This window comes from Bacillus sp. CECT 9360 (genome assembly GCF_918741275.1).
Lineage (GTDB): Bacteria > Bacillota > Bacilli > Bacillales > DSM-1321 > Peribacillus.
In genome coordinates, this window is sequence record NZ_CAKKNA010000026.1 from 1 (window position 1) to 11,409 (window position 11,409).

An 11,409-nucleotide genomic window follows, 5' to 3' on the forward strand; every position below is an offset into this window, starting at 1 on the left:
GTAGGGGGTGAACAGTTTAGTTGACGGGATTTAACCCACGGGTGCGACGTTCTACCCCGACTACCGTAATATTAAGACCATAAATAAAAAGGTCAACCAGAAATATCTGGCTAACCTTATATTACGACCGGGTGCTTTAGTTAAAGAAGGAACAAATACGAACATAACAAATAATCGTTGTTCCATTGTAGAAAAAATTATACTAAACAAACTTAATTATTGAATAAAAAAAACTGGTCAGTTTCCTGACCAGTTCAGATTGTCGACAAAAGGGGTTCGGAATGGTCTCATTCCGAACCCCTTTTGGTGATTTTCTCTAATTTTCTCTATTTTGAGTGTGAAATGACCTTTCTTAGCCTCATTTATTAGGCCATTTCTGGACCTTTCCAAGTCCAGTTGGCCATCTTCTTTAAATTCATGGCAGCGAAAGTAAGCATCGCCTGCATCGACAATTTTTTAAGTCCCCTTAACGTTGTCCAACGCATACCATGCTTTTCTTTTGCATCTGCGAACACGCGCTCAATCGTTTCTTTGCGTTTCGCATAGATAGGTTTTACATCTTTGTGATGACGAAGATGGTCGGCTTCCTCTACATACTCTTGCCAAATATGACGTGTCACCACTTTTTGATGATTTTTACTCTCTGTACATTGAGCTAGAAATGGACAAGTGGCGCAAATGTGCTTCGGTGACTTGTACTCACGATAGCCTTCTTTCGTCGTTGTGGAGTATGTCAAAATTTCACCTGCCGGGCACAAATAACAGTCAAAGTGCTCATCATAAACATATTCGTGTTTTCGGAAAAACCCATCTTTCGTACGTGGCCGCGTATAGGGTAAAGCAGGTGTCATTTCATTATCGATTAAGTATTTCGTGATGGCCGGTGTTTTATAAGCTGCATCTGCCGCAACAGCTTTAGGTTTTCCAATTTCCTCGATCACTTGTTCCACTAATGGCTCTAAGATTTGACTATCATGCGTGTTGCCCGGTGTCACAATCGTCCCCAACACAAAGCCGTTACGGTCTGAGGCCGCATGAAAAGAATAGGCGAACTGTTTTGTACGTTCGTCTTTGACATAGTAGCCACTCTCCGGATCGGTTGTGCTTTCTTTGATTTCCTTTGATTCTTCTTTATCAAACTTGTCCTGTGGGAACGGCTTTTTGCCATGATCTTCACGGTCTTGGTTGATTTCTTCTTGAAGACGTTCTTGATAGGCACGAGTTTCTTTACGCATGACTTTCTTCTCGAATTTATGCTTATTCGCACTCGCTTTGACGTGTGTGGAATCAATAAAGACATGTTCAGCACTAATCAATTTTTTCTCCGTTGCCGTTTTTACTATACGATAGAATATCTGTTCGAATAGGTCTGTATCTTGAAAGCGACGCTCATAGTTTTTACCAAAAGTAGAGAAATGAGGCACTTTATCATGGAAGCCATAGCCTAAAAACCAACGATAGGCCATGTTTGTTTTCAATTCTTCAATCGTTTGACGCATCGAGCGAATGCCAAATGTATATTGAATAAATGTCAGTTTAATCAAAATCACAGGGTCAATACTTGGGCGACCGACTTCAGAATACACATCTTTCACCAAGTCATAAATAAAAGAGAAATCAATGGCTGCCTCCATTTTTCGGACTAAATGATTCGCAGGAACCAACTGGTCTAAAGCAATCATTTCAATTTGATCACGTTGAATGGAATTATGTTTGGAAAGCATCTTCATCACCTCAAGTATTATTCTATTTATATTTTAAAACAAAAAAGACTGTAGGCAAACTCGATTTTCATCGAGTTTGTCTACAGTCTGAACTGGTCAGTTTCCTGACCAGTTTTTTAGATTATAACCGAGTTGTTATGTTTGAGTTGTCTCAAAACAATATTTTTAAAAGTAAACTTCTTCCTTACTCCACAGTAACCGACTTCGCCAAGTTACGTGGCTTATCCACATCACAATCGCGGTGCAGCGCTGCATAGTAAGCAATTAACTGGAATGGTATGACAGAGACAAGAGGTGTTAATAGTCCATGCACTTCCGGAATGACGAAGGTGTCCTCTTCGGTATCGAGGCCCTTCATGGAGATGATGCATGGGTAGGCTCCGCGGGCTGCAACTTCTTTGACGTTGCCGCGGATGCTTAAGGCAACATTTGCTTGGGTTGCAAGGGCAAAGACGGGTGTTCCCTCTTCGATAAGAGCGATTGTACCGTGCTTTAATTCGCCGCCTGCGAATCCTTCTGCTTGGATGTAAGAGATTTCTTTCAGCTTTAGAGCCCCTTCAACGCCTACAAAATAGTCCATTGCGCGTCCGATAAAGAAAGCATTTCTTGTTACAGACAGATATTCACGTGCGATCTCTTCCATTTCGTCTTTGGAGTCGACAAGTGCTTCCATAACAGTTGCGACAATTCCAAGCTCATGGACAAGATCGAAATCAACACCTTGTTTGCGGAATTTAGCTGTTACATCTGCCAAAATAGCAAGTACAGCAATTTGAGCTGTATATGCCTTTGTTGAAGCAACGGCAATTTCCGGGCCTGCATGTAGCAGCAACGTGTAATCCGCTTCACGGGAAAGCGTCGAGCCAGGTACGTTCGTAACCGTCAGAGCTTTATAACCAAGCTCCTTGATCGCTACAAGAACGGCACGGCTGTCTGCTGTTTCCCCACTTTGGGAAATGAAGATAAACAATGGATTTTTAGAAAGCAACGGCATATTGTATACAAACTCAGAAGCAATATGAACTTCTACCGGTATTTTCGCCATATTTTCGATCAGTTGTTTTCCAACCAGGCCTGCATGATAACTAGTTCCGGCAGCAATGATATAGACACGGTCCGCCTCGCTCATCGCTTCGGCAATATTATAATCGATGGCAAGCTTGCCTGTTTCATCCTGGTATGCCTGGATGATCTTACGCATAACCGCAGGCTGCTCGTCAATTTCTTTTAGCATATAGTGCGGGTATGTGCCCTTTTCAATATCGCTTGCATCCAATTCTGCCGTGAATGGCTCTCGGATGACTTCCTGACCGTCAAGGGTTTGGATCGTCACCTTTTCTTTTGTAACGATGACCATTTCTTTATCCATTAGCTCAAGGTATTGATCCGTTACCTGCAGCATGGCCATCGCATCAGAAGCGACTACGTTGAAGCCTTCTCCAACACCTACAAGCAGCGGGCTTTTATTTTTTGCGACAAAAATCGTCTCATCGTTTTGGTTGTCTAATAATGCGAAGGCATATGAACCTTTTAATAGCGTCAATGTTTTACGGAATGCTTCTTCAACCTCTAATCCGTCCAGGACGAATTTTTCGATAAGGTGAACGACAACCTCTGTATCCGTGTCACTTTGGAAGTCCACGTTCTGTAAATATTCACGCTTCAAAAGATCATAGTTTTCGATAACGCCGTTGTGAACAAGAGTTAGGCGGCCAGTCGTACTTTGATGCGGATGTGCATTGTACTGGCTAGGAACGCCGTGAGTTGCCCAGCGGGTATGACCGATGCCTGTATGCGCCATTACATTTCCGTCGACAATAGCGCGAAGGTCGGCAATGCGTCCTTTTTCCTTGAATACCTGAACCCCAGTTTCATTCTTTACCGCGATACCGGCAGAATCGTAACCTCTGTACTCAAGCTTTTCTAACCCTTTTAATAAGATTTCTTTTGAATCATTATTTCCAATATAACCGACAATTCCACACATAAATCGTGTTCCTCCAATACCGATTCGGGAACAGTAATGCACGAGGGCATTACTGCCCCCTTATCTCTGTATATTTTTTATGTGTGCAGTTCCTATCCTTTGTGCAGCAGGTTGCCCCGCTGTTTTAAGATAGAAATTCTTGCGGCTGTGCACGTGCAGCCGGGAGGCATCCGCCGAACTTCGATAAACCTCCTCCTCGTCAACTAAGCATTTCCGTCCAAGCTTAGTTCAGGCGCTTTAAGATGTTTCTTTAGTCTGTTCTCCTTCCTGATATATTTGGACATATTTTTGCGACTGATCTGCAAAAACAGGATAATCATACCCCATTCCCTAGTATCCGTCAAGACAATGTTTACTACCACGTTTTTCCCTTCCAGTCTCTAGTTGAAACAACGTTCTATATAAAAATATGCATAAGAGGAAAAGAAGTTCCTCTTATGCATACCCGACTTAATCATCCAGTCCCATTTCCTCTTTTACGACAGCAGCGATGCGATCTACATATTGCCGGCATTGCTCTTCGGTCGGAGCTTCCGCCATCACGCGCACCAACGGCTCTGTGCCGGATGGTCTGACGAGGATTCTTCCATTTCCATTCATTTCAGCTTCAACCTCGCTGATAATCTTCTGGACCTTGGCATTTTCAGTCACTCCATGTTTATCGGTAACTCTGATGTTCACAAGCTTTTGCGGAAATTTCTTCATTTCAGCCGCAAGCTCGGAAAGAGATTTTTTTGTTACTTTCATGATATTGACAAGCTGCAATCCTGTTAATAAGCCATCACCTGTCGTGTTGTAATCAAGGAAAATAATATGTCCGGACTGCTCGCCGCCAAGGTTGTATCCGCCTTTTCTCATTTCTTCAACTACATAGCGGTCACCTACAGCTGTTTGCTTACTCTGGATTCCATGCGGCTCTAACCCTTTGTAAAACCCTAGATTGCTCATGACCGTAGACACAACCGTAGAGTGTTTTAAGCGGTTATGTTCTTTCATGTATTTCGCGCAGATATACATAATTTGATCGCCGTCCACGATATCTCCCTTTTCATCGATCGCAATCAAACGATCCCCATCGCCGTCAAAAGAGAGGCCGATATCCGCACCTTTTTCTTGTAAAAATGCAGCTAATGCTTCCGGATGAGTTGAACCGACGCCTTCATTGATATTGAGGCCATTCGGACTTGCTCCCATGGTAGATGTATCGGCATCTAAATCCGCAAATAGATAAGTCGCCAATGAAGAAGTCGCTCCGTGTGCACAGTCAAGAGCGATATGAATACCGGCAAAGTCCTCATCAACCGTATGCTTTAAGTATTGAATATACTTTTGACCGCCCTCAAAATAGTCGTTCATATGACCTAGGTCACCGCCGACAGGTCGAGGAAGCTCATCCGCATCTAAATCCATCAACCGTTCGATTTCTTCTTCCTGCTCATCAGACAGCTTAAAACCATCCGGCCCGAAAAATTTAATCCCATTATCCGCAACCGGATTATGGGAAGCGGAAATCATCACGCCCGCTTCCGCGCTTAATGCCTTTGTCAAATAAGCTACTCCGGGAGTAGAAATCACACCAAGACGCATGACTTCAGCGCCGATGGACAATAACCCAGCCACAAGAGCGCCTTCCAGCATATGTCCCGATATTCGCGTATCACGGCCGATTAGTACCTTCGGACGCTTTGTATCTTTCGTCAGCACGTATCCGCCAAAGCGGCCGAGTTTAAAAGCAAGCTCAGGAGTTAATTCGCTGTTCGCAACCCCTCTGACTCCGTCTGTACCAAAATATTTACCCATCAATATCGCTCCTTATTTGAATTGTTCTTTGAACTGTTCGTGATTGGCGTATTACGTTTCTTCATTTTTTTGGGTGATTGAGACCGTTGCATTTCGCGCCGGCAGCACCCACTTCACTTTGTTTGGCGCGTTTACCTGGATGGCAACTTCATGTCTTCCTTCTTTCAATCTCTCTACGTTAATGGAGAGACGAATGTTGGAGGCGGTAACTTTTCTTAGTTCATCCGGGTCTCCTGAAAGAGTAATATTTGATCGCCCCTGACGTGGGGAGACGAATTCCAGCTCCATGTCATCGTTCAGCCCGACAGGCTGTATCAACAGGTTATTAATGGTCTTTGTCTGTGCCGCAGCTTCCTCGTCCTCTGGTGCTTCCTCTTCATTGCCCACGGAATCTTGTTTTTCTGTTCTGATATTGACAGTGGCCATATCCCTGGACATTTTTTGGACATTATCAGGCATGATGATAGGTACCTCAATCTCAGTATTGCCTTCTACATCATTAACAGACACAGGCAATCTTACTTCGTTAATGGCATTGAGAACGGATTCTTTCCCATACAGCGTGATTTCATTTGGATCCACACTTATGCCCGTAACCGTAACGCCATTATCCGGGGTTCCGGTTTGCACCGGTACGATCGGCACCTTTTTCGAGGGAATGCTAATATCGACTGATACAGTCACTTCTTCAGGCTCAATCAGCACATCAAGCTTGTTTAAATCCCGATCAAAGGCCTGTACAGTCGCCTGTCTGTTTATATTTTCACTTACGCCATTATTAAGCTCTACATTCGCTTTCACAAATGATACTCTCTCAATCACATCTTTGGCACCGGTAATTTTAACCGTTTTCGGGCTAACAACAGCCTTCTCCACTGTATATCCTTCTTCCAGTAAAGAACGGTTAAATTCCGGCTCAACCGAAAATTCCTTCGTCACTCTTTCCTGAACCGTGACTGTGGCGTATTTTGGGCTAATGGTTGCTTTCACCTTTTCATTAATATCCTCTATTTTTAAAGGGACCCTTTTTTCTCCAACAGTAATGTCAGGATCCGATAAATCGATGTATACTCTAAATTCACGTTGATTTTTCACGGTAATCAACTGTGCTTTTGTTCCTTCAAATGTAACATCCACAGTTTGCGGAGCGCCGGTAACTACGAGATTCTCCTGGTCGTAGTCAATCTCGACAGGGATATCTTCGATTGTTTCGGTATCCTTTTGTCCCGGTGTATTTAAACCAAGCGACCTCTTGCTGGAGTCAGATTCAAAATTAACGGAAGTAAATAAAAGACCAGCTAAGGCAAAAGCGACAATTCGAAAAAACCATGGGCTGTTCATAAATCTATCCATTTTTCTTTCCCCTCCAATTCCAGCGTACTGAAGAAGATGGTTTATTTTCCATGATAAGTTCTCTTGTTAAGATTTCCTTGAATTCATCCTGATCCAATTCACGATGCAGCTCCCCATTCTTGGTGAGAGAGATCGAGCCTGTTTCTTCTGAGACGACGATCGTAATACAATCTGTTACTTCGCTCACTCCAAGGGCAGCGCGATGCCTTGTGCCAAGTTCCTTTGAAATAAAGGGGCTTTCCGAAAGCGGTAGATAACAGGCTGCGGCCGCTACCTGGTTGTTTTGGATAATCACGGCTCCGTCGTGCAAAGGGGTATTCGGGATAAATAAATTAATCAGTAATTCACTCGAAATTTCTGATCTCAGCGGGGTCCCCGTTTCAATATAATCATTAAGACCTGTTTCCCGCTCAATCGAAATAAGCGCTCCGATCCGTCTCTTCGCCATGTAAGAAGCGGCTTTAATTAATGCTTCTACTAACCGGTCCTGCTCTTCTTCTTCCTGTCCGGCACCGCGGGTGAATAATTTGCCTCTGCCCAATTGTTCAAGGGCCCGGCGCAGTTCAGGCTGAAAAATGATAATGATTGCAAGAAATCCCCATGTCATTGCTTGTTGCATCAACCATCCAAGCGTATTCAATCCAATCAGGCTGCTCAGGCTATGTACCACCACAATCACAAAAATGCCTTTCAACAGTTGAACAGCCTTCGTGCCTCGAATGACCATTAATAGTTTATATATCACAAACCAAACAAGGAGAATATCAATGAAATTCACTATATAATCCAGGAAAGTAAAATTGGATAATGACATGTTACTTCCTCCAGTCGGGCGATGTTCGTAAATACATGTTCTAGCATGTAACTTTAGTATTATACCATAGTTTCTTCTGATACTTCTAAATATTATAGTGCCTCGATTTGGCTTGTCCGAAAAAAACTGCCCCCTATCTGCAGTGACTTCAGAGGTTGAAGAGGAAATGCTCTCTTCGCTTGAAGTCTTATCTGCTAATGGGGGACAGCTGTTTTGAACGTTAATCTTCTACTTGGAAAATGGCTTTGCTTGTATTTTTTATTTTAAACCAGAGCCATTCGAATATTTGATCTACCTCTTCAATATCACCGGTGACACTTCCGGCTGAAGCCAGGTAATTGTGTCCGTTAATGACGGTTACATCGCCTTTAACATCCCCCTCTATCCGAATGTCTCCATTTTGGACAACTACATCCCCATTGACCGTTTCCCCAAGTGGGACAATCACGGTCTCATTTTCAACAACCAGGTTGGGCTGTTTGGAAACAGAAAAACTCTGATCCTGGTTATATGTTCCGAACATCGTTCCCGCCATCAAAACAAGGAACAAAGAGGCAGCTGTCAAAAATGGATGGTTCTTTAACCAGCGCTCGGCGCCTATCTTTTTCTTTTCTTTTGGCAGGCTGGCCCTAACTCTCTGAGTAAAATCAGACGGAGCCGATATTCTCGAAGTGCTTTGAACGAGGGCAACCGCTTTTTTCAGCTCATGAAAATGGGTCTGGCAATCCTGGCAGCCACGCAGATGCTCTCGTAAAATATCCTCGTCTTCCTTCTTAATATCTTCATCTAAATATGCATGCATAAAGTCGATGATTTCAGGGCATTTCATATGTCTCACCTTCTTCTATAAATGACGCAGCTGGTTTCTCAGCGCTTCCCGGCCGCGATGTATTCTCGTTTTGACAGTTCCTACAGGTAAGTCCAAGATTTCACTAATTTCCTTCAGCGATAATTCCTCAATATATTTTAATACGATTGGTAATCTGTATTTTTCGGGCAGCTTAAGTATTTCGGCCTGAATGGTTTCCTGCAGCTCCAAGGACTCTACTTCTTCTTCCGGCAGAGCCGTATCAGCGGCAATTTGGGAGTACATATCTAAGCCATCTGCACCTGCCACTTGGGCATCCAGATAAAAATCCGGTTTCTTTTTGCGAATCCGGTCTATGCACAGGTTTGTGGCAATTCGATACAGCCATGTGGAGAACTTCATGTTAATATTGAAACTTTGAATATTAACATATGCCCTCACGAACGCTTCCTGGGCCATATCTTCCGCTTCATGCCTATTCCCGAGCATCCTGAAACAGATTTGGAATACTTTGTCCTTATACAGCTCGACAATCTCCCCAAATGCGTCTTGATCTCCCTTCAAGACTTGTTTAATTCTCTTTTTTATTAATTCTTCCATTCGCCACTTTACCTCCGCTTCATGCGGCTATACGATATTTACGAATCGCAAGCTAAAAAGGTTTCACTTTAATTTTAACAAACCATGCCGATATATGTTTATGAAATAAAAAAAGCGGTAATATAAAAAAACGATGACTTGAAAGAGAGGAATGCCAAATGACTGCGGAACAGCTTTTGCGTAATATTGAGGAATGCAGAGAAAAAATGATTAATCAAGCTTCTTATACCTCTTCCATGATCGATCACAAAGTAATAGAAGCTAGTACAGAACTTGATTTGCTTATAAATCAGTATCTTCACCTAACAGAAAAGCGCAAACGCTCTTTTATAAGGACCGTCGACTAAAAGCTGCCACATCCTTATGTCTTACATCGACACCAGCACATCCAGTGCTAGTGCAACAGGCATAAGACGCCCCGCGCAGGATTTCAAAGTAAGGAACATCCTGTGGAAGCTCTGGAGCGGTGTGGCTTTAGAGGAACTTCGGCGTTGGCCGACTAGATCGCCACGTCCTTATGTCTTCGTCGGCACTAGCACGTCTGTACGTCGTAGCTAGACACCTATCAAATTTAAAAAAGTGATACTTTCATATCTTTTTAAAAAAACAGTAACCCGGCGGTTACTGTTTCATTTTTTTAGAGTAGTTTTTCTCCAAATAGAGAACCCATTAAAGCAACGGCTACAGTTGCCGTTTTATTTCTTTCATCCAGGATCGGGTTAACCTCTACAAATTCGGCCGAAGTCACAATTTTAGACTCGGCGAGCATTTCCATAGCGAGATGGCTTTCCCGGTAGCTTATCCCTCCGTTTACCGGAGTTCCGACTCCTGGCGCATCTTGCGGATCTAATCCGTCCAAATCTAATGATAAATGGACTCCATCTGTCCGCTCCTTCAAATAATGGATCGCTGCTTCCATTACTTTAGTCATTCCTAGACGGTCGATTTCATGCATGGTGAAAACTTTGATACCTTTGGAATTTATCAATTCCCGTTCACCTTGGTCCAAGGATCGCGCGCCTATAATAACGACATTTTCAGGCTTTATTTTTGGAGTAAACCCGTGAAGGTTAACGAGATCAGGATGGCCCAATCCGATGCTTACTGCAAGCGGCATGCCATGAATATTGCCTGAGGGTGACGTTTCTTCAGTGTTTAAGTCCCCATGTGCATCGTACCAAATTACGCCCAGACTCTGATAATGCTTGGCCACACCAGCGAGTGTTCCGATCGCAATGCTGTGATCCCCGCCTAATACGAGCGGAAAAGCGTTATCCTGAATAATCTTATCTACTTGTTCGGCTAGCATTTCATTCCCTTTAGCTACTAATTCAAGATTTTTTAAATTGGAATTTGGGTTTTCAATCAGCCTGGGTCTTCCCACAACGATATCTCCCAAGTCATCCACTTCTATTTCCAGAGCTTCCAATCTTTCAACCACTCCGGCATAACGTATAGCACTCGGTCCCATATCTACGCCACGACGCGTTTGTCCAAGATCCATAGGTAATCCAATGATGGATATTTTTTTAGTCGTCATCTGTCTATACGCCCCCTTTCTTACTATTCTATAATATATCTGAATATCCATATGGTTCAACTCGACAAATTTATGCATAAGTATACGGTTTCAATTTCCTATAAAATGAAAAGACCACTTACCAATAAAGTGTATAGAATAAAAAAAGTCCTAAACCGAAAAGGTTTAAGACGAAAGTTTGGTCTATGTAGTTGATGGTGGAGCCTAGCGGGATCGAACCGCTGACCTCCTGCGTGCAAGGCAGGCGCTCTCCCAGCTGAGCTAAGGCCCCATTGATAACGACCATTTAATAGATGTAGCTTTTTTCACTAGAAAGTGAGCCATGAAGGACTCGAACCTTCGACCCTCTGATTAAAAGTCAGATGCTCTACCAACTGAGCTAATGGCTCCTATGGCTGGGCTAGCTGGATTCGAACCAACGCATGACGGAGTCAAAGTCCGTTGCCTTACCGCTTGGCTATAGCCCAAAAATAGTCTTATAAAAAAACAGGTGGTAATCATATAATCCCCTCTTATAGAGAACATATAACTGATCCACAAGGTTTTTAATGGTGGAGGGGGACGGATTCGAACCGCCGAACCCGGAGGGAGCGGATTTACAGTCCGCCGCGTTTAGCCACTTCGCTACCCCTCCACATATAATTCAAAGATAAAAATGGTGCCGGCAAGAGGACTTGAACCCCCAACCTACTGATTACAAGTCAGTTGCTCTACCAATTGAGCTACACCGGCATGGTGGAGGATGACGGGATCGAACCGCCGACCCTCTGCTTGTAAGGCAGA

Annotated in this window: 9 protein-coding genes and 5 tRNA genes; 1 reads left to right on the forward strand and 13 read right to left on the reverse strand. The window is 43.5% G+C overall.

Annotated features, from left to right (window positions below):
* Positions 1 to 365 precede the first annotated feature (365 nt).
* The 7 genes from LQ216_RS20065 to sigW all read right to left on the reverse strand — a co-directional run bounded on the left by LQ216_RS20065 (position 366) and on the right by sigW (position 9,086).
* Complete coding sequence (locus tag LQ216_RS20065) at positions 366 to 1,724, reverse strand: IS1182 family transposase (protein WP_230131410.1); 1,359 nt, start codon at positions 1,722 to 1,724, stop codon at positions 366 to 368.
* A 184-nt stretch (positions 1,725 to 1,908) separates the two neighbouring features.
* Positions 1,909 to 3,711 (reverse strand): glutamine--fructose-6-phosphate transaminase (isomerizing), encoded by a 1,803-nt coding sequence (gene glmS / locus LQ216_RS20070; protein ID WP_230131412.1) that lies wholly within the window; start codon positions 3,709 to 3,711, stop codon positions 1,909 to 1,911.
* A 450-nt stretch (positions 3,712 to 4,161) separates the two neighbouring features.
* A complete protein-coding gene (gene glmM / locus LQ216_RS20075) occupies positions 4,162 to 5,511 on the reverse strand; it encodes a phosphoglucosamine mutase (RefSeq protein ID WP_230131414.1) in 1,350 nt (449 codons plus the stop codon).
* 51 nt (positions 5,512 to 5,562) lie between these two features.
* Positions 5,563 to 6,864, reverse strand: a complete 1,302-nt coding sequence (locus tag LQ216_RS20080; RefSeq protein ID WP_230131416.1) for a CdaR family protein — start codon at positions 6,862 to 6,864, stop codon at positions 5,563 to 5,565.
* The gene (gene cdaA, locus LQ216_RS20085) at positions 6,857 to 7,678 is read right to left on the reverse strand and encodes a diadenylate cyclase CdaA (protein ID WP_230131419.1); all 822 of its coding nucleotides are present in this window, start codon (positions 7,676 to 7,678) and stop codon (positions 6,857 to 6,859) included. The genes LQ216_RS20080 and cdaA overlap by 8 nt, the downstream gene beginning before the upstream one ends.
* A gap of 220 nt (positions 7,679 to 7,898) precedes the next feature.
* Complete coding sequence (locus LQ216_RS20090) at positions 7,899 to 8,507, reverse strand: anti-sigma factor (protein WP_230131420.1); 609 nt, start codon at positions 8,505 to 8,507, stop codon at positions 7,899 to 7,901.
* Positions 8,508 to 8,522: 15 nt separating this feature from the next.
* Positions 8,523 to 9,086 (reverse strand): RNA polymerase sigma factor SigW, encoded by a 564-nt coding sequence (gene sigW / locus LQ216_RS20095; protein ID WP_230131422.1) that lies wholly within the window; start codon positions 9,084 to 9,086, stop codon positions 8,523 to 8,525.
* Between the two features lie 158 nt (positions 9,087 to 9,244).
* Here sigW and LQ216_RS20100 point away from each other — a divergent pair, with 158 nt between their 5' ends.
* A complete protein-coding gene (locus tag LQ216_RS20100; RefSeq protein ID WP_230131424.1) occupies positions 9,245 to 9,433 on the forward strand; it encodes an aspartyl-phosphate phosphatase Spo0E family protein in 189 nt (62 codons plus the stop codon).
* Positions 9,434 to 9,723: 290 nt separating this feature from the next.
* Here LQ216_RS20100 and rocF read toward each other — a convergent pair whose 3' ends face one another.
* The 6 genes from rocF to LQ216_RS20130 all read right to left on the reverse strand — a co-directional run bounded on the left by rocF (position 9,724) and on the right by LQ216_RS20130 (position 11,358).
* Positions 9,724 to 10,626: an arginase gene (rocF, locus tag LQ216_RS20105; protein WP_230131426.1), complete on the reverse strand. Its 903-nt coding sequence runs from the start codon at positions 10,624 to 10,626 to the stop codon at positions 9,724 to 9,726.
* Positions 10,627 to 10,821: 195 nt separating this feature from the next.
* Positions 10,822 to 10,897 (reverse strand) — tRNA-Ala (locus LQ216_RS20110).
* A gap of 45 nt (positions 10,898 to 10,942) precedes the next feature.
* Positions 10,943 to 11,015: transfer RNA gene (locus tag LQ216_RS20115), tRNA-Lys, on the reverse strand.
* A 3-nt stretch (positions 11,016 to 11,018) separates the two neighbouring features.
* Positions 11,019 to 11,093: transfer RNA gene (locus tag LQ216_RS20120), tRNA-Gln, on the reverse strand.
* Between the two features lie 82 nt (positions 11,094 to 11,175).
* Positions 11,176 to 11,260 (reverse strand) — tRNA-Tyr (locus LQ216_RS20125).
* Positions 11,261 to 11,282: 22 nt separating this feature from the next.
* A tRNA-Thr gene (locus LQ216_RS20130) sits at positions 11,283 to 11,358 on the reverse strand.
* Positions 11,359 to 11,409 lie beyond the last annotated feature (51 nt).